Annotated in this window: 23 protein-coding genes and 2 pseudogenes; 15 read left to right on the top strand and 10 right to left on the bottom strand. The window is 59.5% G+C overall.

The window, feature by feature from the left end:
* Positions 1 to 17 precede the first annotated feature (17 nt).
* Positions 18 to 206: a hypothetical protein gene (locus SBC1_RS28435; RefSeq protein ID WP_165102633.1), complete on the top strand. Its 189-nt coding sequence runs from the start codon at positions 18 to 20 to the stop codon at positions 204 to 206.
* Between the two features lie 29 nt (positions 207 to 235).
* On the opposite strand, the gene SBC1_RS28430 is transcribed toward SBC1_RS28435, so the two are convergent.
* Positions 236 to 892 (bottom strand): hypothetical protein, encoded by a 657-nt coding sequence (locus SBC1_RS28430; protein WP_165102630.1) that lies wholly within the window; start codon positions 890 to 892, stop codon positions 236 to 238.
* Positions 893 to 1,359: 467 nt separating this feature from the next.
* Between SBC1_RS28430 and SBC1_RS28425 the strand changes: the two genes are divergently transcribed.
* Both SBC1_RS28425 and SBC1_RS28420 read left to right on the top strand, forming a co-directional pair.
* Positions 1,360 to 1,617 (top strand): helix-turn-helix transcriptional regulator, encoded by a 258-nt coding sequence (locus SBC1_RS28425; RefSeq protein ID WP_165102627.1) that lies wholly within the window; start codon positions 1,360 to 1,362, stop codon positions 1,615 to 1,617.
* Positions 1,617 to 2,969, top strand: a complete 1,353-nt coding sequence (locus tag SBC1_RS28420; RefSeq protein ID WP_165102625.1) for a type II toxin-antitoxin system HipA family toxin — start codon at positions 1,617 to 1,619, stop codon at positions 2,967 to 2,969. Before SBC1_RS28425 ends, SBC1_RS28420 begins: the two co-directional genes overlap by 1 nt.
* 127 nt (positions 2,970 to 3,096) lie before the next feature.
* Here SBC1_RS28420 and SBC1_RS28415 read toward each other — a convergent pair whose 3' ends face one another.
* Positions 3,097 to 4,392: an MFS family transporter gene (locus SBC1_RS28415; RefSeq protein ID WP_165102622.1), complete on the bottom strand. Its 1,296-nt coding sequence runs from the start codon at positions 4,390 to 4,392 to the stop codon at positions 3,097 to 3,099.
* Positions 4,393 to 4,839: 447 nt separating this feature from the next.
* Between SBC1_RS28415 and SBC1_RS28410 the strand changes: the two genes are divergently transcribed.
* A complete protein-coding gene (locus SBC1_RS28410; protein WP_165102619.1) occupies positions 4,840 to 5,880 on the top strand; it encodes a DUF2891 domain-containing protein in 1,041 nt (346 codons plus the stop codon).
* A 31-nt stretch (positions 5,881 to 5,911) separates the two neighbouring features.
* Here SBC1_RS28410 and SBC1_RS28405 read toward each other — a convergent pair whose 3' ends face one another.
* Both SBC1_RS28405 and SBC1_RS28400 read right to left on the bottom strand, forming a co-directional pair.
* The gene (locus tag SBC1_RS28405; protein WP_165102616.1) at positions 5,912 to 6,232 is read right to left on the bottom strand and encodes a YnfA family protein; all 321 of its coding nucleotides are present in this window, start codon (positions 6,230 to 6,232) and stop codon (positions 5,912 to 5,914) included.
* Positions 6,233 to 6,295: 63 nt separating this feature from the next.
* The gene (locus SBC1_RS28400) at positions 6,296 to 7,402 is read right to left on the bottom strand and encodes an alpha/beta fold hydrolase (protein WP_165102613.1); all 1,107 of its coding nucleotides are present in this window, start codon (positions 7,400 to 7,402) and stop codon (positions 6,296 to 6,298) included.
* Positions 7,403 to 7,683: 281 nt separating this feature from the next.
* Here SBC1_RS28400 and SBC1_RS28395 point away from each other — a divergent pair, with 281 nt between their 5' ends.
* From SBC1_RS28395 to SBC1_RS28385, 3 genes are read left to right on the top strand one after another with little or no spacing between them, the layout of a single operon-like run.
* A complete protein-coding gene (locus SBC1_RS28395) occupies positions 7,684 to 8,454 on the top strand; it encodes a DNA/RNA non-specific endonuclease (RefSeq protein ID WP_165102610.1) in 771 nt (256 codons plus the stop codon).
* Positions 8,447 to 8,707 carry a hypothetical protein gene (locus SBC1_RS28390; RefSeq protein WP_165102607.1) on the top strand — a complete coding sequence of 87 codons (261 nt, stop codon included), beginning with the start codon at positions 8,447 to 8,449 and terminating at the stop codon, positions 8,705 to 8,707. Before SBC1_RS28395 ends, SBC1_RS28390 begins: the two co-directional genes overlap by 8 nt.
* Before the next feature lie 28 nt (positions 8,708 to 8,735).
* Positions 8,736 to 9,239: a methylated-DNA--[protein]-cysteine S-methyltransferase gene (locus tag SBC1_RS28385; RefSeq protein ID WP_165102605.1), complete on the top strand. Its 504-nt coding sequence runs from the start codon at positions 8,736 to 8,738 to the stop codon at positions 9,237 to 9,239.
* Between the two features lie 132 nt (positions 9,240 to 9,371).
* On the opposite strand, the gene SBC1_RS28380 is transcribed toward SBC1_RS28385, so the two are convergent.
* The 4 genes and pseudogenes from SBC1_RS28380 to SBC1_RS28365 all read right to left on the bottom strand — a co-directional run.
* A complete protein-coding gene (locus SBC1_RS28380; RefSeq protein ID WP_165102602.1) occupies positions 9,372 to 10,076 on the bottom strand; it encodes an OmpA family protein in 705 nt (234 codons plus the stop codon).
* 399 nt (positions 10,077 to 10,475) lie between these two features.
* On the bottom strand, positions 10,476 to 11,177 hold the full coding sequence (locus SBC1_RS28375) for a DUF2968 domain-containing protein (RefSeq protein WP_241202352.1): 702 nt from the start codon (positions 11,175 to 11,177) through the stop codon (positions 10,476 to 10,478).
* Between the two features lie 194 nt (positions 11,178 to 11,371).
* Complete coding sequence (locus SBC1_RS28370; RefSeq protein ID WP_165102599.1) at positions 11,372 to 11,641, bottom strand: hypothetical protein; 270 nt, start codon at positions 11,639 to 11,641, stop codon at positions 11,372 to 11,374.
* Positions 11,642 to 11,848: 207 nt separating this feature from the next.
* Positions 11,849 to 11,982 (bottom strand): annotated as a pseudogene (locus tag SBC1_RS28365) (LrgB family protein); the annotation flags it as partial.
* 316 nt (positions 11,983 to 12,298) lie between these two features.
* Here SBC1_RS28365 and SBC1_RS28360 point away from each other — a divergent pair.
* From SBC1_RS28360 to SBC1_RS28350, 3 genes are all read left to right on the top strand, one after another.
* Positions 12,299 to 13,807 carry an ATPase domain-containing protein gene (locus tag SBC1_RS28360; RefSeq protein WP_165102596.1) on the top strand — a complete coding sequence of 503 codons (1,509 nt, stop codon included), beginning with the start codon at positions 12,299 to 12,301 and terminating at the stop codon, positions 13,805 to 13,807.
* Positions 13,804 to 14,160: a response regulator gene (locus SBC1_RS28355; protein WP_165102593.1), complete on the top strand. Its 357-nt coding sequence runs from the start codon at positions 13,804 to 13,806 to the stop codon at positions 14,158 to 14,160. The genes SBC1_RS28360 and SBC1_RS28355 overlap by 4 nt, the downstream gene beginning before the upstream one ends.
* Before the next feature lie 110 nt (positions 14,161 to 14,270).
* The gene (locus tag SBC1_RS28350) at positions 14,271 to 14,525 is read left to right on the top strand and encodes a CsbD family protein (RefSeq protein ID WP_031360863.1); all 255 of its coding nucleotides are present in this window, start codon (positions 14,271 to 14,273) and stop codon (positions 14,523 to 14,525) included.
* A 140-nt stretch (positions 14,526 to 14,665) separates the two neighbouring features.
* Here SBC1_RS28350 and SBC1_RS28345 read toward each other — a convergent pair whose 3' ends face one another.
* A complete protein-coding gene (locus SBC1_RS28345; RefSeq protein WP_206366140.1) occupies positions 14,666 to 15,049 on the bottom strand; it encodes a hypothetical protein in 384 nt (127 codons plus the stop codon).
* Positions 15,050 to 15,161: 112 nt separating this feature from the next.
* Complete coding sequence (locus SBC1_RS28340; RefSeq protein ID WP_165102588.1) at positions 15,162 to 16,661, bottom strand: AarF/UbiB family protein; 1,500 nt, start codon at positions 16,659 to 16,661, stop codon at positions 15,162 to 15,164.
* Positions 16,662 to 17,448: 787 nt separating this feature from the next.
* Between SBC1_RS28340 and SBC1_RS28330 the strand changes: the two genes are divergently transcribed.
* From SBC1_RS28330 to SBC1_RS28310, 5 genes and pseudogenes are all read left to right on the top strand, one after another.
* A complete protein-coding gene (locus SBC1_RS28330) occupies positions 17,449 to 18,549 on the top strand; it encodes an IS5 family transposase (RefSeq protein WP_165989099.1) in 1,101 nt (366 codons plus the stop codon).
* Positions 18,550 to 19,226: 677 nt separating this feature from the next.
* The gene (locus SBC1_RS28325; RefSeq protein ID WP_165102581.1) at positions 19,227 to 19,772 is read left to right on the top strand and encodes a hypothetical protein; all 546 of its coding nucleotides are present in this window, start codon (positions 19,227 to 19,229) and stop codon (positions 19,770 to 19,772) included.
* Positions 19,773 to 20,131: 359 nt separating this feature from the next.
* Positions 20,132 to 20,497 carry a hypothetical protein gene (locus SBC1_RS28320; protein ID WP_165102577.1) on the top strand — a complete coding sequence of 122 codons (366 nt, stop codon included), beginning with the start codon at positions 20,132 to 20,134 and terminating at the stop codon, positions 20,495 to 20,497.
* A gap of 107 nt (positions 20,498 to 20,604) precedes the next feature.
* The gene (locus SBC1_RS28315; protein ID WP_165102572.1) at positions 20,605 to 20,823 is read left to right on the top strand and encodes a hypothetical protein; all 219 of its coding nucleotides are present in this window, start codon (positions 20,605 to 20,607) and stop codon (positions 20,821 to 20,823) included.
* A gap of 23 nt (positions 20,824 to 20,846) precedes the next feature.
* Positions 20,847 to 21,273, top strand: a pseudogene (locus SBC1_RS28310) (AMP-binding protein); the annotation flags it as partial.
* Between the last annotated feature and the right edge of the window lie 79 nt (positions 21,274 to 21,352).

The following is a 21,352-nucleotide window of genomic DNA, read 5'->3' as shown; positions in this document are numbered from 1 at the left end:
ATTGAAGGAGCGTTGCCATGCCGCAACCGAAAACACCACCGCATAGCAAGCCGAAAGCGTCGGCGGAGGCGAACCATCGTGAGGACGCGCTGGACGAAGCGCTGGACGAGAGTTTTCCCGCAAGTGACCCGGTCGCGATCTCGGTCGATCACGAATCTGCTCCCGAACCGAAACGCCACGACAGCCACAGCAAACGGGCGCGTTAGCCCGCTCTGGCTGTTAGTCGTTAGCCGCGTTAGTCGTCGAGCCCGGTCAGCAACAGGGCCAGCTTCTCCACATGCTGTATCAGCATCGCCCGGTGTTTGTCGATCTGCTCGATCCGGCCGGCTAGATCGGCCTTCACCGGATCGTCCAGTTTTCCCGACGCGCGCAAATCCTCCGCCTTCGCATTGATGCCATCGAGCTGGACCATCGCAAGCTGCCGCTCCACGCGGCGCAGGTCAGTCAACAGCAGGTCGCGGTTGCGCCGGAACATCTGGTCGCGCCGATGCGTCTCCACTTGCTGGAGCGCCTGGTCGGCAATGCGCCGGGTCGCTTCCGTCTGAGAGAGGAGCGGCTCCGGCCCACGCAGGACGGGCCGCTTGGGCGCCGGGTGCGCATTGCCGCGGAACACGGCAGCGGGCGTTTCCTCATCCATTGCGCGCTGGGTCTCGGGCGGAATGTCACGCCGGTCGCGGCGCTCGTCCAGCCAGCGCGGCGGCAAGCCGGTGACGGTTTCCACCCCGCGCACGAACTCCTCACTGAAATCACGCCTTCCGGCCAGGATCAGTTTCATGTGCGACGGGGAAAAACTCATCATGCGGGCAATCCTCGCGCCGCCAGCCGGCGATCCTGCGAGCACATTCAGGTTGGCTCGCCACACGAGGTACAGCGTTTCATCGAAATCTTCCATGGGCTAGTCTCCAAGCAGACGGACTCGCAAACGCCGCGCAGTTGGTTCCGATGCGCTTGACGCTTAGGTCCTGGCGAGCCCGTCATTACGGCAACGAGCCGGATCGTGATCGGGGGCATCGCCTGAGTGGGGCATCTGATCGCAATCTTACCGTTATCTCAATAATGCGCGTTTTGTCTGAGCAGGCGGTAAAAACCCGCAGAATCAACAGCAAACACGTGGTTTAAACGCACCCCACGCAAAAGAGGCGGGGAGTTGAGGGTGCGGGGGCGGAAGTCTGATCCACTCTATCCGCTCCACGCGCCGGTATCGCTTGCTGCCAGCGTGTCTCGTTCAAGAATATCTGCCACACGAATAAACGACAATTATTCGTGTGGCAGATAATCGCCAAATATTTGCCACACGCATATTTGACAATTATCTCTCTCACGAATAAAGTTCGTTTATTCGTGAGAGAGATAATTATCATGCAGCAGACCGTGGCAACGCCTTACCAAATGGGTCAGATTCTCGCGGCCGGCCGCCGGCGCGCGCGCCTCACCCAAGCCGAAGCAGCCGCGAGGCTTGGCGTTACCCAAAGTCGTATATCGACGCTCGAGGCCGATTCCGGCGCGTTGACCCTCAATCAGTTGCTGACGCTTTTGGGTGCATACGAGCTGCAACTCCAGGTTCTCGACAAGGGCTCGTCTCCTCCGACCTCGCCCGCACCTGTACTGGAGTGGTAATGCCGGGACGCAAACCGCATTCCCGAGCGCTGTCGGTATGGGTCAACGGCTTACGGATGGGCGTCTGGCGCATACCCACTCGCGGCCCGATGGAACTCGCGTACGACCCCGAGTGGGCTGCCTCCGACGCCAGCCGGCCCCTCTCACTGTCGTTGCCTATCCCGCTCGATAACGCCCCGCTCAAAGGCGATCGGGTACTTAACTACTTCGACAACCTGCTGCCGGACAGCGAAGCCATTCGAAAGCGTATCGGCCAGCGATTCCGCACTGACACGCTGGATGCGTTTGATCTTTTGCAGGCCATTGGCCGGGACTGCGTCGGCGCAGTCCAGCTTCTGGGCGTCGACGAAGAGCCCGCTGGTGTCGAACGGATCGATGGTACCCCGCTCAGTGACACGGAAATCGAGATGCTCCTGAACCAGACTGCTGGCAGCGGCACTTTTGGCCCCCAGGACGACGAAGACGACTTCCGCATTTCCCTGGCCGGCGCGCAGGAAAAGACGGCGCTCCTCTGGCACGAGGGTCAGTGGATGAAACCCCACGGCGCCACGCCCACTACACATATCTTGAAACTTCCGCTTGGCCTGGTGGGTAACCGGCGCGCGGACCTCACCACGTCGGTCGAAAATGAATGGCTGTGCATGCATCTCCTGCGGGCCTACGGCGTTCCGGTCGCCGAAACGGAGATCAAGACCTTCGGCCGGCAACGCGTGCTGAGCGTCAAACGCTTTGACCGCCAGATGCACTCAAGCGGCAAGTGGATCTTGAGGTTGCCGCAAGAGGACTTTTGCCAGGTAATGGGTCTGCCCTCGCACAAAAAGTATGAAAACGAAGGGGGCCCGGGAGTCATCGATCTGGCACGGGTGCTTCAGCAGTCGGAGACGGCGAGCGACGACATAGAAACATTGTTGACCGTGCAGATACTTTTCTGGCTGCTGGCGGCGCCGGACGGGCACGCAAAGAACTTCAGCATCCGGCTGCTTCAGGGCGGACATTTCCGGCTGACGCCGCTTTATGACGTCATGTCCATCTGGCCAGTCGAGGGCAAGGGAGCGAACCAGTGGTCGTGGTACAAGGCCAAGCTCGCCATGGCTGTGTCGGGCAGGAACCGGCACTACGCTTTTCGCGATATCCAGCGCCGCCACTTCAACGCAATGGCACCGCGATGCTCATATGGACGAGATGCCGAACCGATTATCCAGCGGTTGATTGAAGACACGCCCGGTGTTATCGAACGTGTCTCGGCTGAGTTGCCGGAGGGCTTTCCGGCCAGGGTCGCGGATCGTATCTTCGAGGGACTGCGGAGGAACGTGGCCGCACTCGACGCCATGCCCGCCAGATTGGTTGCCTGATAGTTACCCGGTAGCTACCTGAGCGCCGCAATCGATCCATCGGACTATCAATTGCAGTGCAATCCGATGTGCGCGATTCAGCAGCAAACCCGGCCCACGCCGGGTTTGCCTTATGCCACTAATGCCGTCAAGGCACGTCGCGCAAATACCCTACCTTCGACGAATCGCGCATCCGCAGCGAGACGATCCAGGAAATCGCGCACAGTGCCGTCACGTACCAGTAGAAGGTCGACTCGCTGCCGATCGACTTCAGGAACAGCGCGACATATTCCGCCGAGCCGCCAAATACCGCATTTGCAACCGCATACGACAAACCCACACCCAGCGCGCGCACTTCCGCAGGGAACATTTCGGCCTTGATCAGTCCGCTGATCGACGTGTAGAGACTCACGATAGCCAACGCAATCACTACCAGCACAAACGCCATCACAGGACTCGTGACGTCCTTCAACGCGTACAGGATCGGTACGGTGCAGAAAGTGGCGAGGCCGCCAAACCAGATCATCGACTTACGCCGGCCGATCCGGTCCGACAACGCGCCGAACGCGGGCTGCATGATCATGTAGATAAACAATGCCGCGGTCATCACATTGCTGGCCGTCTTGGCATGCATGCCTGCGGTGTTCACCAGATACTTCTGCATATACGTGGTGAACGTGTAGAAGATCAGCGATCCGCCCGCCGTGAAACCAATCACGGTGAGGAATGCGCCTTTATGTTGCATGAGACCGCGAAGGGTGCCGGCTTCCTTCAGCTTGCGGGTTTCGGCCGTGGTGGTTTCATCGAGCGATTTCCGCAAATACAGCGACACTACCGCCGCGAGCGCGCCGATCCCGAATGGGATGCGCCAACCCCACGCCCTCAATTCTTCTGTGGTCAATAACTGCTGCAGAACGACCAGTACGAGCAACGCGGCAAGCTGTCCGCCGATCAGCGTCACGTACTGGAACGACGCGAAGAAACCGCGCCGCCCCTGCAGCGCCACTTCGCTCATGTAGGTCGCGCTCGTACCGTATTCGCCGCCCACCGACAAACCCTGGAACAGCCGGGCGATCAGCAGGAAGAACGGCGCCCATGCGCCAATGCTCGCGTAGGTAGGCAAGAAGCAGATCACGAGCGAGCCCGCGCACATCATCAGCACGGAAATCATCATCGAGGTGCGGCGGCCGTGTTTGTCGGCGATACGGCCAAACATCCAGCCGCCAATCGGCCTCATCAGGAAACCCGCTGCGAACACGCCCGCGGTGTTGAGCAACTGCGTGGTCGGGTTGCCACTTGGAAAGAACGCCGGCGCGAAGTACAACGCGAGGAACGAGTAGATATAAAAGTCGAACCACTCGACGAGATTTCCCGATGAAGCGCCGACGATCGCGAGGACGCGTCGCCGGGTGTCGGCTGAAGTTGAGAGGGCGATGTCGGCCATACTGGGTGAAACTCCTGTCGCGTGTTGAAAACGGCGGCTTGTGGCCGCTCTTGAGCCGGTCTGATGCCGGAGACGGTCCGCCCTGAGCGGCGTTGGCGCGCAGTTTATACGACGAGAAACAGGTTGACGCAATATGACGGTCAGTAAAAATTCAGCTTACAACTTAACCCAACAAGAAAGTTTTTTGTCAGAAAATGAATTGAGCAAAATTCAGCAAAAGCCTTTTTTGGCTTTGAATTTCCACTAGATCAATGGCTTGCGCCCGACTGAGTGAAGCATGAAACGCTCACGAATAAACCTTACAATCGATCATTTTGAAAGTGATTAGTAATTACCCTAAGTAACCAAAAATGTGCTCTTGCCGCCGCGTTGCCGCTCTCTATTCACACGGTTCCTGAGCCGAAGTCTTGCCATAATTGCGGACGCCTGGTTTTTCTGGAGAACCGCATGAATCCGCAGTCCGATCAAACGCATCAAACGCATCGCACGCTCGACGCCGCCCTGGCATCGAAATTCGCCCGGCTCGCACTTGGCCACCTGACGCGCGAATATCCGAACAAGCTTGACCACGTGATGGGCAGCGCCGCCGATGCACAAGGCCCGCGCGCCCTCCATCCGATCTTCTACGGCAGCTTCGACTGGCACTCGTGCGTTCACGGCTACTGGTTGATCGCGCGGCTTGTTGACCGCTTCCCCGCCTTGCCGGAAGCGCCTGCAATTCACGCGTTGATCGACTCGCATTTCACCCATGCCAATGTCGCCGCCGAAGTCGCGTACTTGCAGCGTCCCGAGGCGCGTGGTTTTGAACGTCCGTACGGCTGGGCTTGGCTGCTCTCGCTTGCCGGCCAGCTCCATTCGATGCAGTCAGGCGAAGGCCAACGCTGGTCCATGGCGCTGGCGCCGCTTGCGCACGCATTTGTCGAGCGTTTCACGGAGTACCTGCCGAAATTGACGTATCCGCTGCGGGTGGGCACGCATTTCAATACGGCGTTCGCGCTGACGCTGGCTATCGGTTATGCGCGGCAAGTGGGTGATACGGCGTTTGAAACGCTGATCATCAATACCGCGCGCCGCTGGTATCTGAACGATGCCGGTTGCCAGGCGTGGGAACCGGGCGGCGATGAATTCCTGTCGTCGTCGCTGATGGAAGCCGAGTTGATGCGGCGGGTGTTGCCCCCGGCCGAATTCGCCGGCTGGTTCGACAGCTTCCTGCCCCGGTTGGGCGCGGGCGAACCCGCCACGCTGTTCACCCCGGCCACCGTGACGGATCGCAGCGACGGCAAACTGGCCCACCTCGACGGCCTGAACCTCAGCCGTGCGTGGTGCCAGCGTTCGCTCGCGCGTGCACTGCCGGCGGGCGACGTGCGTATCGGCTTGCTCGACGCCACGGCGAACGCTCACCTGACCGCGGGCCTCGCGCATGTGGCAGGCGATTACATGGGCGAGCACTGGCTCGCGACGTTCGCCTTGCTGGCGCTAGAAGCCTGAGCAAACCGACGCCCGCGCGTTTCAGCCGCGCCTACCCGCGCGGCTGAAACGCAATCACGCTCATGCCGGCCAGCGCGATCGCGACGCCGGCGAGATCCCAGCTCGTTGGGCGAATCCGTTCCACGATCCATAGCCACATGATCGCCACGGCGATGTAGACGCCGCCGTACGCGGCATACACGCGGCCGGCAGCGCTGGCATGCAGGGTCAGCAGCCATGCGAAGAGTGCGAGCGCCACGGCACCGGGGATGAGAAGCCAAGGGGACCCGCCCTCCTTTAGCCATCGGTAGGGGAAATAGCAGCCCACTATCTCGGCAATGGCCGTCACAACATACAGCAGGAACGTCTTCATATAGGGAGCCGGGGTTTCGTGCGCACGAGATGGTTTTTATGAGCTGTTTCTATAAGCGCCGTCTCAATGGCCATTCTCACCAAGCGCTGCCAGCCCTGCGAGCAATGCCTGATGAAACGCGCGCGGGTCCTGCATCTGAGGCGCATGCCCCAAGTCCGCAAACTCGACCAGCTTCGCACCCGGGATCGCCTCCACCGCGCGTTTAGCCAGCTCCGGATAACGCCCGAGCGTCGGCCGGATCTCCGGCGGCGCGAGATCCTTGCCAATCGCGGTCGTGTCTTTATCGCCGATCAGCAACAAAGTGGGTGTCCTGATCTGCCCAAACTCATACACGACCGGCTGGGTATAAATCATGTCGTAGAGCAAGGCAGAATTCCAGGCAACAACGTCCTTGCCCGGCCCGCGATACATTCCCGCCAGCATCTGCACCCACGGCTCGTAACGTGGGTCCCAGTGACCCGCGTAGTACGTGGCTTGCTCGTATTTTCGAATGCCGTCCGCGCTGGTTTTCAGCTCGCGCGCGTACCAGTCATCAATCGAGATGGACGGCACGCCCTTCGCCTTCCAGTCCTCCAGCCCGATCGGATTCACCAGCACAAGCTGCTCGGTCTCCTGCGGATACATCAGCGCATATCGCACCGCAATCATGCCGCCAGTGGAATGCGCGACGAGCGTCGCTTTTTTCACGCCAAGCGCCGCAAGCAACGCGTGCGTATTGCGCGCCAGTTGCTGGAATGTGTACTGATACCGCACCGGCTTGGTCGATTTGCAAAAGCCGATCTGGTCCGGCGCAATCACGCGATACCCCGCTTCGGTGAGCACGTCGATGCTCTCCTTCCAGGTCGCCGCGCAAAAGTTCTTGCCGTGCAGGAGGACCACGGTCCGTCCGTTAGGACGCTTGGATGCGACGTCCATATAAGCCATGCGCACGATTTGCCGCTGCGATGAAATCGCGAATTGGCTGACCGGATACGGATAGTCGAAGCCCTGGAGTTCTGGGCCGTACGCAGGACCGTCGTTGTCGGACAGTGCCGGAGATGAAGCGACCGATGGCGAGGACGCGGCCTCATCGTTGGAAGCAGCCTCATCGTTGGAAGCGGCAAAAGCGGGCGATGCAACCGATACGGCTAAAGCTAGAACAACGCAAAGCATGCGGCTAATCGAAGTCATGGGCGCGGAAGCTCGCAAATGGAAACAAGGGAATAGTCAGCACGGTCGCGGCAAAGTCACAGCGGAGTTGCAGCGGAGTTGCAGCAAATCGGACAAGGATCGTCGCGGCCCCACGATGCAAGCATGCACCATGCAACGGCGAGGGATTTTATCGCGTGCGCGTTTTGGCCGCCGGCAGCATGCATGCCGTCAATAGCATCGATCTCATCGCCACGTGATGGACCCCAGCGCCTTATACTCCCGCCTCGACGAAACCCGCGAAACCCGACCCTGCACGCCGCATGAAAATCCGCCTCACGTTTTTAGTATCTTTGTTGGCCGCGCTCGGCGCTACCGTGTCACTCAATGCCCTCGCGGCCAGCGACTGTCCCCAGTTCAGCCCAGGCGGCCGCGCGCCTATCGTCGCAAACGCGAAGATGCGCGTCTCGACGCAGCAACTCTGTTATTCCGACTTCGCTGTCCTGCATTCCGGCGTGACGCACGGGCCGTTGTGGTCGGCGGAACACTTGACGGCGGAGCACATGGACGATGCCCGCGACAACACCCGCACCAATCGTTTCTTCGTCGATAAAAAACTGCCGCCCGGCGACAGCGCCACGCTCTCGGACTACAAGAAGAGTGGCTACGATCGCGGCCATATGAGCCCGGCTGGCGACCGCTGGGACAAGAAAAGCATGGCGGAATCGTTTTCGCTGGCGAACGTCGTGCCGCAAAATCCGTCGAATAACCGGCGCATCTGGTCGCGTATAGAACAGTCCGTGCGGCGGCTGGTGGAGCAGTCCGGCGATGCCTACGTGGTCACCGGCCCCCTGTTTTCCGGACGGCAGTTGCAGACCATTGGCGAGTCGCGCGTGCTCGTACCCACGCAGTTGTATAAGGTGGTGTATCTGCCGGGACGTGACCTGGCGTTCGCCGTGGTGGTCGACAACACGCCGACGAACGAATACACAGTCAAGACGGTCCATGAACTTGAGGCCATGAGCGGACTGCAATTTCCAGGCATTCCGGACACGCTGAAAGATCAACGCATTGGAGGACTGAAAGGTGTTTAAGCCATTTGCCAACGATACCGATACCCTCAACATCAACGGCGACGCGCTCGTGATCGCCAACGACACCGCGCGGCTTTCCATTTCCGGCGACCTGGAAATAGCACGCGACAAGACTGGCTTGACCACGGCGCTTGCACTGCAAAAGGCGGTAAACGCCATCGTCGATGCGTTGCAGAATGACGCAAGCCTACCCGTGAAACTCGCCGATGAACCGCCGAAGCCCGCGGGCAAGACGGATAATCCGTTTATCTGAGCGTTAAAAAATTGGCTGGAGACGTATCTTGATCGAATGCCACATTGCACCGAGTCCGCTGGGCCACCTCGCGTATCGCGCGGAGGACGACTACCTGACGGGATTGTTTTTCGTCGGCCAGAAACATTTTCCCGCCGGTCTCCTCGATACAGGTCCGCCGAAGTCACGTGCGATCATTGCGGCGAAGGAACAGATCGCCGAGTACTTCGCCGGTGAGCGCACGGTGTTTTCCGTACCGCTGCGGCTCAATGGCACCGAGTTCCAGCAGCGTGTATGGGCGGCATTACAAGAGATCCCGTTCGGCACCTCCTGGACCTACGGTGACCTTGCGCGCCGGATGGGCGTCGCCGCGGGGGCATCGCGCGCCGTGGGCGGAGCAAACGGGCGCAATCCCGTGGGGATCATCGTGCCGTGTCATCGCGTGATAGGCGCCGATGGAGAGCTGACCGGCTACGCGGGCGGCGTAGAGCGCAAGCAACATCTGCTGACGCTTGAAGGCGGCCCAGGACGCGCGCAACTCACGTTGTTCTGAATGTTCTTGAATAGCAACCGATAGATCGGGTACACGCCTCAAAAAACCCCCGCAGGCGCGACGCGCCTGCGGGGGTTTTACGCTTCCGGATGCTTGGCAACATCATCCGGGGCGTTGAAACTACTACATCGATTATTGCTGCGTGCTGACGCGAATTTCCACGCGGCGATTCTTGGCGCGGCCGGCGACGGTCGCGTTCGACGCGACCGGATTCGACGCGCCAAAACCTTGTGCCGTGTAGCTTTGCGAATGCAGGCCATGGCTCTTCAGATACTGCATGACCGATTCCGCACGGCGTTGCGACAACTGACGGTTGTGCGTTGCCGAACCCGTGGAATCCGTGTAGCCCGCGACTGCGACCTGGCGCAACGTCACGCCCTGGGCGGCAGACACGAACTCGTCGAGCGTGTCGCTCGCTTTCGCCGTCAGCGTAGCGCTGTCGGTAGCGAAGTTAGCGTCGCCGCTCAAATCGATCTGGCGGGGCATTTCCGGCGCGGCCTGCGGGACCGGAGCTGGCACGGGCGCCGGCGCGACTTCAGGCTGAGCGGGCGCGCCGCACTGGAACGTCAGGACGCGCGGATCGGCCGAATCTTCGGACGGTGCGCGCAGGCGTTCCATGGTTTCGAGCTTGTATGCGGGCTTGTCGCCGCAGATTTTCTGGGCCTGCTTCACGCATGCCGCCACGCTTTCGAACAAACCATGACATTCAACGCGATAAACCTGGGCGCCGTTGGACGTCTGGATCTCGTTGGCGTTGAAAGTTGGGCCCGAAGCGCTGGAGCAGCCAGCGAGCACACCGATTGACAAAAGACCTGCAGCGATTAGTTTATTGGACATCGTGTTTACCATTCTTAAATTGACGTGTGACTGAGATATCGAGACAAATGCGTACTGGATGGGTCATCAGACAGTTACCCGATTTTCACAGCCACCTTATTCGCCTCAAGCCTTCGATCCGGATCTTGAAAATGATCTGGAATCCGAAATCGCGCGGCATGTTAGCACGCACAAACTAGCATTCCTAACTGGATAATTCCTAATTAGCGAAACACTTTTGAGCGATTTTTGAAATAACGGATAAACATGAACAATCAGAAAACTTTTGCGACGCCATTACCGCGTGGGAAATAAAAAGCGGCCGCGAATGCGGCCGCTTTTTCACAGTTTGAAACGCGCTGCGTGCGATTGAAGCACAGGTGAAAGGCGAACTGGGAAGCCTGAACCGTCAGGTGCGCTTCACTTTGGCAACGGCATCATGTCGACATCCGACTGGCGTTGCAAATCCTGCACCTTGGTTTGCAATGCACGCAATTGCGCTTGCGCGGCGTCCTGTTCCGCGCGCAGCGAACGGATCGCTTCCTGTTGCTCCGCCTGCCGGTCGGCGACCTGACTTTGCTGCGCCCGCGCGACGTCGAGGTCCGCCTGCAGGCGATTTGCGCGCCCTTGCTGAACCGCGATCAGCCGGTCAGCAAAGTTTTTCTCGGCTTCGAGCTTGGTCCGGCGGATCTCGGTATCGGCGAGCGCCGCACTGTTCTTGGCAAAGTCCGCGTAGATGGTTTCCGCTCGCGAATCCACTTGGGTCTTGACCACGCGCCAGAATTTCTTTTGCTGAAACAATGCGATATAGAACGTCATTTCATCGGGGTAAAACAGCATGCTCGCGCCATAGCTGCCGTTATACGTAGTGCGCAATTCCTTTACCTTTCCGTCGCGAATCATTTGCTGCAGTTCCGCGATGTTGCCATTCACCGTTGCCTGCGGTTCGTCGGCTGCGCCGTTGGTCAGAAGACTGCGACGCGCGCTTGAGTCCCCAAGTGCATCGGCTGCCGGGGCACTGCCTTGCATGGGCGCTGTGGGCCCGGCGGCACACGCTGCGCCGCACAGGACGAACCATGCCAAGACCAGGGCCCCGCCTCTCGTTGTAATGTTGGAGTTCATGGAATTTCCGGGTTGAACGCAATTAAGAATGCGAAAGCACCGGAATTATGGCAGATAGAAAAGCTAAAGCGGCAAATGCGTGAAGAGGCTTTTTTACAGTCTCACCATTGACTGAAAACACTCAACGGTTTGAAACGATTCTTGAAGCGATTTGCGCATTTCATCAACGCTCTTCATCGGTATTCCTGCTGCTTTTATAGATCGTGACGCAAGCGCACGTGATCCTGAACGCGCTTCGGGGCACGCGCGTCGCCCGGCATGTCGATAGGCGAGAAGATGCGCCCGTCTACTGGTTGTGTCGGCACTCCGGAAAAGATGCCGCGATCCGCCTTGAAAACGAGTGGCGCGTCGGAGTAGATACCCGGATCGACGGAGGTGTCCGCCATGCTCGGCGAGACCTGCAACAAACCGCCCAACCCAATCAGGCCGGCGATGAAGAAAACTGAACGGATATGCGAAGACATGAGGAGAACTCGCCGCAAAAAATGCCTGCGCGCGAACAACCATTGAACCGCGTACTCGTGACAGGCGTGAACCAGAGATGGAACCTGCGCGCGCCGAATGACCAGCGCTCGCAACCAACCAGCATGAGACCATCACGGTGCCGCCCGGACCATGAGCGAGTTCCGAATTTCTCCTGGATGGCGCTTATCGTTTCCATCCTTTGCGGGTCAGTTGATCCAGCGCAAAACCCACCGGCAACAGGACCGGCACCACGAATGCCGTGAACAATCCGTTCAAGCCCATGCCAAGGCCGGCGAATGCGCCTATTTCCATCGCTGCCCTGGAAAGCGCGCGCCATCCCTTGACGAGCGAAAAAAATTAGGCCGGGAGACGACGTCGCATCACGCCAGGCATCGCGCCGAGCGGCTCGCGCGCTGACCAGGGCGACCGGGCGCGAAAAGTGCACGCCATCAGCCCGTGCGACGGGGGCTAATGCGGAACTCCATGCGGCGCGGGCTCGGATCAAGCCCTCAACTCCCGTTTTCGGTGGATTTGATCGACGGATTCAATCGACGCCGCCATAAAACTTTACAAATACCAACATCGCCCGCCATCTCGGCGATAATCCGTTTCTACGCGACAAGGGCACGAGCCGGGCGACGGCACACGAGATATCCATGACCGACCAAGCAACTCCATCCAGCCAGACCGATTCCGACCCACGCTCCGTGACTACCGTGACAACAGGCGTGCCGGGACTTGACGACATACTCGGCGGTGGCCTGATCAAGGGCGGCTTGTACCTGATCGAAGGCATGGCAGGCGCGGGCAAGACCATCCTGTCCACGCAGATCGGTTTTCATCGCGTGGCCGAGGGTGACTCGGTGCTGTACATCACACTGATCGCGGAGTCGCATTCGAAGCTGCTGTCGCACCTGAAAGGCTTGTCGTTCTACAACGCCGACGCCATCTCGGACAAAATGCTGTTCGTCTCCGGCTACCACGAACTGATGCGCGACGGCCTGAACGGTTTCCTCGCGTTGATCGCGTCGACCATCAAGACAAGCCGCCCACGTTTCATGGTGATCGACGGTTTTCGCAGCGCTCGCGAATTCAGTTCCACCGAATTGGAGTTGTCACAGTTCATCCACGAATTGAGCGCGTTCGTGACGGCCGCGGGATGCACCACGTTGATCCTCGCGCCGCTCTCGGGCAACGAGCCGCATCCGGAACACACGCTCGTGGACGGGCTGGTCGAACTCAATCGTTTCGCCACGGGAATGCGCCGCGCGCGGGAAATCGAAGTGCATAAACTGCGCGGCCGCGATCATCTGCTGGGACGCCACTTCTTCAAGATCACTGCCGATGGCCTCGTCACTTTCCCACGCCTGGAAGCGCGCTCGATGCTGCTCGAAGGAGCACCGGACCTGAAGTCGAAGCTGTCGTTCGGCCTCCCCGACTTCGACACCATGCTCGGCGGCGGCGTAGTGAAAGGCTCGACCACGACGCTGATCGGGCCGTCGGGGATCGGCAAGACGCTGCTGTCACTGAAATTCCTCGAAGCCGGGGTCGCTAACGGCGAACGCTGCGTGTATTTCGGCTTTTACGAATCGCCGGAGCGGCTGGTCGCCAAGGCGGAGTCCGTGTCCATTCATCTTGCCGATGCAGTCGCCGACCGTCGCCTCATTGTCGAATGGCGACCGGCGGTGGAACTCGCCATCGACGAACTGGCGGCCGAGCTGATTGCGGTGGTGAAGCGCGCGGGCGCGTCGCGGCTGGTGGTGGACGGGATTGAAGGGTTCCACGATTCGGCGAACCGCATGGAGCGCTTCGGGCTGTTCCTGAACGCGTTGACGCATCGTCTGCGTCAGGAAAGCGTCACGACGCTGCTCACCGAGGAACTGCCGCTATATGCCGACATGGCGCATGGAGGTTCGATCCGCGCGTCGGCGATGACCGAGAATATCGTGTTGATGCGATACGTGGAGACAAGCACGTCGCTGTACCGCATTGTCTCTGTCGTCAAGCAGCGCGAAAGCGCCCACGATCCGTCCATCCGCCGCTTCGTCATCGATGAAAATGGCTTGCATCTCACGGACGCTTTCATTGGCACGACCACGTTGTTATCGGCGCGCGGCACAATCCCGCTCTCGCTGTCCGACCCGGACACCGGCACGCGGACATGAAAAAAATCCTCGTCGTAGACGATGAATTTGACCTCCTGACCACCTGGCGTCTCGTGCTCCAGATGGAAGGATACGAGGTCAGCACGGCGTCAAACGGCTTGTTGGCGCTCGAGTCTGTGCGTGCCAATCCGCCCGACCTGATCATCACGGACTGGATGATGCCGACCATGGACGGCGTCGCGTTATGCCACGCACTCGCCGCCGACAAAACCCTCGCACAGATTCCCGTCGTGCTCTCCAGCGCCGCCGCGCGCACGCCGACGGTCACGCACCCGCATCTCGAATTCCACCGAAAGCCGCTTTCCATCGATGAGCTCGTAGAAATCGTCGCGCGCCTGCTCGGCACGGCTTGAGGGCGGCCCGCGTAGTACGGGCTCTCCTCCTGGGCACGATCCCTGCTGAATCAAACGCTCCGGTTAGCCGGATTATTCGATAAACCGCTTCAACTAGAACGGGAGGCACCATGGTGCAAGATCAGGTAGAAGGCGCGGCGCAAACCGTCGTGGGCAAGGTGCAGGATGCCGTCGGCGGTTTGACCGGCGACACGGCGACGCAGGCTGAAGGCAAGGCGCGCCAAGTGCTCGGCAAGATTCAGCTCAACTACGGCGAAACCATCGACAACGTCCGTGAGGCGGTCATCGCAAAGCCGATCAATGGCGTGCTCGTGGCAGGTGCAATCGGATTCGTGCTCGGCGCAATCTGGGCGCGGCAACGGTAAGTTGGACGCCACGGGTTGTGTGAAGTTGTGTGAAAAACGGCTGGCCATGCTGAAAAGCACGGCCAGCTTTTTTGTGTCTTGATCAGCGGGATTTCAGGCGAGCTTCACGGATCGGGGCGCGGTTTTCGTTGGAGGTTCAGTTACTTCGACGGCTTTTGGTCCTTGTCGTTAGTCGCGGGCATCGGATCCACCCGCCTTTGATTTGATACCCCTACCGGCTCCGAACTGTGCGATCCAAACCCGCCGCGACCACTCGCTTCGGGCGTGTTGCCGCTGCCCAGCGGGACTTCGGCAGTCTGCTCTGGATGCTGCGTAAGATTGCGGTCGTCCGGCTCACCGGGTTCAGCTTTCGCGCTCGATGGCTGCGGCGCGTCGGCCGGCCTCACCCCTTGGCGCGCATCGCCGCCCGTTGCCGCCCCGCCCGGCAGATTACCTCCGGAGCCGCCGCCGCTCGCGCCAGTGCCGGAGTCGCCAAGCGGTTTGCTGTTATCGAGGTCGCGTTGCGTTGTGGTCGGTGTAGTCATTATGTGCTCCTGTCCTGATGGTTTGAGGTCCCATCATTCGAGCAACAGACGTTCCTCGTCGCGCTTTCCCCGGCGTTTTCCCGCTCGGAGCGACCGGGGTCTCAAAGCGCAACTACCGCGCGGAGCGCGAATCCGCATTGCGGCGGTTTTGCCGTGTCACCCAATCCGCCAGCAGATTCGGCACACGTGGCAGCGCGTGCGGCCAGTGCACGGCTTCCTTCGCCAGTTGCGCGACGAGGCCATGCGAACTGAACTGATCCAGCGCCAGACGCATGATCACCCGGCGCGCGATGGGCCACACGTCGATATCTGGAGCAATCCGCCGTGCCATTTCCTCGATGCTCTGCGCGGAGCGCGCAAGCAACGCCGCCCGGGACGCAATGCCCGTATGGGCGTCGCCAAATGCGTGCTCCAGCGGTCCTTTGCCCAGTGCCGTGAAAAGATCGGCCGCTGTCCGATGTCGATGGGCATCGCCGGCAAAACGCTCCGCCTCCCGCCGATAAGTCGCTTCCACGCGCACCGCATGCTGCGACTCGTGTTCGTCGGGCCGGCCATGCCGCATGTGTTCACGCGCAGCCGCCTTGTGATCGCCGTGCAACAACGCGTTCGATCCGGCAACGAGGAAACTGCGCTCGTGTGCGGCGAAAAACGTGAGCGGGGAATCTCCGTCAAGCACGAGCGCCCCGAAGGTGTCCGGCTCAATGCTGACCGCGGCGCCCGCCGCCTCCAGACCGGCGTGGAACACGCCCTCGCCGAGCGCCGTCTCGAAAAAAACCTCGATCCACATGGCAATCAATTGTGCCGGGTCCAGACCATGGGCGCGCAGCGCCTTGGCGTCCGAGAGCGGCACGGTGCGCACGGCGCGCGTGACGAGCGCCGTGTCGCTGCAAAAATCCCAGAGTACTTCGGGCACGACGACGCGCGAGTCGTGGTTCACCTCGCGCAACCGGTAACGGAGGAAACTTTGATCGGCAGCACGCTGGCGCAAATCAAGCATCCCGGTAATTGATTCCGTCAGGCGTGCGATAAGCGCGCCGACATTCTGCCCCCGAACCTCACGTGAAAAACGCCCGGCCAAACGCGCCGCCGCGTTCGCCACGTCCAGGTCTTGCATCAGTTCGGCGCGGGTATCGGTACGAATCAACGTGACACGCACAGCTACCGGCGCTGCGCTCGCATTGATGCCGGGGGACATGTCCAGCGTGATCCGCGCATGGTGCGTCTGCTGCGCAATTCCGCAGCGTTCAGGCTCGGCGTCCACATCGGTCAACGCGGCAACCCGTCCCGGCGGAAGTGCGGTCGCCAGCGCCTGGCGCAGCGGCGCGTCTTTCAGCGGCGCCTTGAGGGTGTCCAATTCGGCGAGCGCGACGCGCACCGCTGTCTCGGCCAACCCCGGATGTTGTGCCAGCAAGCTCGACGTCATGGTCAGCACACCGGACAGGTTCTGCAACACCGGCACCCGCTGGGCCAGACTGGTGGCGCCACGGCTACGCACGCCGGCGGCGAACGAGCGCAGGACGCGATGGAGCGGGGCGTCGGCGGCGGACTTTACGCGGCTTTCCCGCACGAATAGCGTCGCGAGGCGCCAGATTGCACGCACGCGCTGCATCATAGGTTCACCTGGAGGTTCACCCGGCACATGCTCGAATAACTGATTTTCCGCTCCTTGGATGAGGTGAATACAGGTGGCAGGCAGTAGCGCCCACGCGAGCCAAACCTCAAGAGAATGATCCTTGCGCAATTCACGTTGGTCACGCAAGTGTTTGGAGAATTCTCATGGATAACACTCAGGGCACCGGTGGGTGCCGCCGAGTTGAACAAGATAGAGCAGAACGGCCCGACGCGTTGAACCCGGACTCCCGGACTGGACGATCTGCAGCGTGCATGACGAGCTGCTTGCAAGTCAGCGCGGCCCGAAAGCCAATTGTCCGGCAAACGGTCTGAGCAGTTTTTCGTCACTACGATGTAATTGCGAACCTGAACTAAACAAATTAATTGTCTGATGTTTAAAATGCAATTCTCTTCGCAAGCTGTCAATTTCCGGAATTGTTTCGAATTTCGATTTAAGCTACTAATCCTTCATGCGAATTTCATCACGCCAAAGGACGACCCATGCAATGGATCGCGCCGGGTTCTACCAAGATGCACACCAATATGCGTTTTGGCCTTGAAATCACCATATATATAGCCGCACGTTAAAATCCATGAAGGCCGCCTCGTGCGGCCTTTTTCAAGGGGACCACCCGCTCCCCCGGCGCAATAACGCGCCACTCCGCCAAAAGCGATACCTGCACCATCAGTTGCTCTAACAGGCTGCGGAAATACCTCACCCCGGAGTCACCCAAAAGGTCAGTTCAAACGTTGTTAGTGAAGACCCCACAACTGTGAGAAGCGATGCGATGCGCGGCGCGGATACCTTTACCGAGAATTTGTTCACGTTGCGTAAGCTGGAGGACTTTGTTCCAGCCGATCATCCGCTGCGCTCGATTCGCAAGATGGCCAACGCAGCATTGGCCAAGATGGATCGCTTGTTTGCCGGCATGTACGAGGCTGATATCAAAGGTGGGCGGCCCAGCATTGCCCCGGAGAAGTTGCTGCGCGCGATGCTATTACAAGTGCTCTATAGCGTTCGCTCGGAGCGCCAGTTGATGGAGCAGGTTCAATATAACCTGCTGTTTCGTTGGTTCATCGGGCTGTCGATGGACGATGCCGTTTGGGTGCCCACTGTCTTCACCAAGAACCGCGAGCGCCTGATCAAGCATGACGCGGTCATCGAGTTCTTCAACGAGGTTGTGGGCATTGCCGAGAAGAAGTGCTGGCTTTGCGGTGAGCACTTCAGCGTCGATGGCACGTTAATTCAAGCATGGGCCGGCCATAAAAGCTTTGTGCGCCGCGATGATGATCAGGACCCCGAAGACGGTGGGAGCTTCAAGGGTGAGACGCGCAGCAATGAGACGCATGAATCGAAGAGCGACCCCGATTCGCGGCTGTATCGTAAGGGCAAAACGGCAAGCGAGCTACGCTACATGGGCCACACGTTGAGCGACAACCGCCATGGGCTGATCGCCAGCGCCGTGGTGACGCTGGCCGACGGCTATGCCGAACGCGAAGCGGCCAAAGTGATGATCGACGATGCCCGTCAGGCGCTTGGCGATCCGACGCGCGAGATCACGCTGGGGGCAGACAAAGGCTATGACGCGGCGGAGTTCATCGAGGCCTGCAAGACCATGAAAGTCACGCCTCACGTGGCGCAAAACAACTCAGGCCGCCAGTCGGCGGTGCCCGAGTCAATCGCCCAGAGTGCGGGCTATGCGGTTTCCCAGCAAAAGCGCAAGCTCATCGAACAAGGTTTCGGCTGGGCTAAGAGCATCGGCGGTATGCGTCAAGTGATGGTGCGCGGCTTGAAGAAGGTCGATCAGATGTTTGTGCTGACCATGGCCGCGTACAACCTCGTGCGCATGCGCACCTTGGGAGAGATCCGGCCGTTGCAGCCGCTGTGAGCCAAAAATGCCCAAGAGAGCGTCATAAACAGGTCCGAAAACCGAAATTAACCGGTCCGCATTTCAAACTATGAGAAATTCCTCGCTGAAAATTCTGATTAAGCTCACGGCTCAGTAAAGTCGGCCTCTATTTCCGCAGCCTGCTAAGCGAGTTCAATTCTGCAACGACCTGCGGATTTGATTCTCTTCGTCACAACACACAAACCCGTCAAACCAGTGAAATAAACATGCAAACAATTTAACTGTTTCTTGTTTGGAGAATTTTCATGGCATCTGCGAATAATTTACACGTTTCGGAAATTTAGACACGAGTGTGTTTTCCAGAACCCTACATGACGATTACTAAATCTCGGCGATTACCGTGAATGGAGACAATTTATAAGCTGCAACGTCTCAGAAATCTATTTCGACGCAGTAAACGTTATGGCATTCGAATCGGTAATTTTATCCTTTCGACATGAATTATCTGCTTCGGATGAGCAAAATTGACCGGAATTTCTGAAGCGTCCGAAATGGGATCCATCCAGACGCATTGTTTCCTCCTCCTGTCTACCTGAGCGTTATAGCGTCGAACTCTGTAACGGCCTATCGGTAAGTCCCGCTTTCATGATTGGCCCGTTTCATGCTTGCTGTACTGAATTGGCACAGTCAGTTTTTGTCCACCCTTGATTATCACTATGCTAACTACTCCAGTGATCGAAACACACCTGAGTGCCTTCCATGAAGTAATTGCAGAATGCACCGACCTCAAAACCCGTGTTGAGACGGAGCGCGTCGCGGTGTCGGCTATTACAGCCGCGATCGTCAATGCAAGTGAAACCCTCGCCAGGCGGGGGTACATGACGCCGCAAAAGGTGGAAGGGCTGACCTTGTCGATAGAAGAGAACGCGCTGGACCTGAAAGCCGCGCTCGATGAAGTCGACGCCTCCATTCGCACGGCCATCGGCCCTGTCGAGAAATTCGCCGCAGTGACGGAACGTATGAGGCTGCTCCAGAGAGTTGCACTTCCGGTTCACGTCACGGCGGTGCCGGGTCACTCAGAAGGGTCGGAAGCGTCGATGTTCGATTCAATGACGGCCCAACATTCCGCCTTGTGCGAGCATTTGCTGGAAAGCGTGCGGGAACTGGCCAACAAAGCCGCGTACCGGCTCGATGATCTGCGGGAAAAGATCGACCGGCTGCAGTCGTCTTATGGAGAAATCACTGCAGCAATGGCCTCCTGAAGCGTCGCGCGACGACGCCGGTGGCATGCGCATGTCGCGCCGCGTTACGTTGCGGACGTAACTGCGGACGTAACGTCGGCCGGAACAGGCTTAGGACCCCGGCGGTTGGAAGCTGGGCCCTCCAAGGGTCGACGGAGAGGCCCGCTTAAGCATCCTGCCCAGCACCCGCAGTGCAAAAGCCGGCAGAGGCAGTCCGGTTCAGCCCGCCAAGCCAGCAGCCGCCCAGCTCGCTACCGCGCCTGTTCGCCGCCGAACGCACGGCGGAAATGGAGGATTCCGCATTGCACCGTGGCATGCTATCGTTTTCATGCCGGAATCAGAACGTCCGGCACATGTCAATCATCTTCGTGAGCTCCGCCATGAACGATGTACGCCACAATCTCAGCCCGACCGACCGCGTGGAATTGCTCTGCTGGCTTACGTGCGGGAGCCTCGGTGCCTATTATCTGAACGGCTCCTGGCCCACTTCAGCTTTTCACGTGCAAGCGGCTCACAAGTGGCTGGACAGGCATAAGCGCCAAGCTGAATGGCTCGCCATTGCGAAGCTATCGGCCATTGCAGCCGACCTCGCCCAGCGCCACTCAGAACTCGTGGATGCCGACTGGGCTCGTGATGCCGTGGAAGAGATCCTGGACAGCGACGACCTCAACTATCAATCGGAGTTGGTGTTGCGCGTGCTCGATGAATGCAAGCGCGCGCTCGCCGACAAACGGCCAGCCGACTGACCCGGCAAAACCAGGGGCCTTTCGTTGATCGGGAATCATCGATTCGACGAAAGACCAGCACGTCGGCCGGTTTTCAGGGCATCAGCCTCAGAACTCGAGGAACGTCAATGCAAACGCCCGCGTGGGCGGGCGTCGAGTTTCCGGACCGTCCGCGCGCGGTCATTGCGTCGGGGTCGCTATTGCCGACCATCGCGCAAGCACTCGCCGATACTTCCAACGAAGGCTGCGCGCTGATCGTTTCTCACGCGCAAGACGACATCCTTCCGGGCGAAGGCGTATTCAAACGCTTGTGTCAGAAGCCAGGCCACAGCTCATACCATTCGTAAGCAATGCACATTAAATTTTGTTGTTGCATTCGTCAGGCTCAACGGGCAAGCCTAAAGGCGCCATCCATACGCACGTGAACCTGTACTGGACCGCGGAACTGTACGCGAAGCAGGGGCTAGGTATCCGTGAAGACGATATCGTGTTTTCCGCGGCTAAGCTGTTCTTTGCAGATGGGCTGGGTAACACGTTGACTTTCCCTCTTTCAGTCGGCGCAACGGCAATCCTCATGGCCGAGCGGTCCACGCCAGCTGCCGTCTTCGCACGCCTCGCCCAACACAAGCCGGCCATTTTCTGCGGCGTGCCCATGCTCTACGCCGGCATGCTTGCTTCGCCCGCGATGCCGGCGCGCGCCGATCTCCGCTTGGCGGATGTGCACGTCAGCGGGAGAAGCGTTGCCGCGCGAGATCGGCGAGCATTTTGCGGTCCATGCGGGCTGCGAGATTCTGGAAAACCGCGACTGGTAAAATCCAGAGGTTTAAATTACGCGAACCGGCACTCGATGCCTGAACGTCCCCCTCCATTGTCTGG

The sequence above is a fragment of the Caballeronia sp. SBC1 genome, from assembly GCF_011493005.1.
Lineage (GTDB): Bacteria > Pseudomonadota > Gammaproteobacteria > Burkholderiales > Burkholderiaceae > Caballeronia.
The sequence above is the reverse complement of the archived record's forward strand: the minus strand, read 5'-3'. Positions and strand labels throughout refer to the sequence as shown.